This window comes from Bacillus sp. ATD, assembly GCF_050585765.1.
In the GTDB taxonomy this organism is placed as follows: Bacteria; Bacillota; Bacilli; order Bacillales; family Bacillaceae; genus Bacillus; species Bacillus stercoris.
In genome coordinates this window covers 1-213 of the sequence record NZ_JBOBQH010000040.1, presented here as the reverse complement: position 1 = coordinate 213, position 213 = coordinate 1, and the positions used below count along the sequence as shown (strand labels likewise).

Here is a 213-nt window from a genome sequence, read left to right as displayed (position 1 = left end):
GTGGGTTTCCCCATTCGGAAATCTCCGGATCAAAGCTTGCTTACAGCTCCCCGAAGCATATCGGTGTTCGTCCCGTCCTTCATCGGCTCCTAGTGCCAAGGCATCCACCGTGCGCCCTTTCTAACTTAACCGTTAAAAAGAATCACTATGTGATATCTTGTATTACTAATTGAATGTGATGTCTACTGTTATCTAGTTTTCAAAGAACACGTT

The 213-nt window shown here is 44.6% G+C and carries 1 rRNA gene; it reads right to left on the bottom strand.

The annotated features are described in order from the left end of the window. Positions 1-131: ribosomal RNA gene (locus ACQXR1_RS22250) — 23S ribosomal RNA — on the bottom strand; the annotation flags it as partial. Between the last annotated feature and the right edge of the window lie 82 nt (positions 132-213).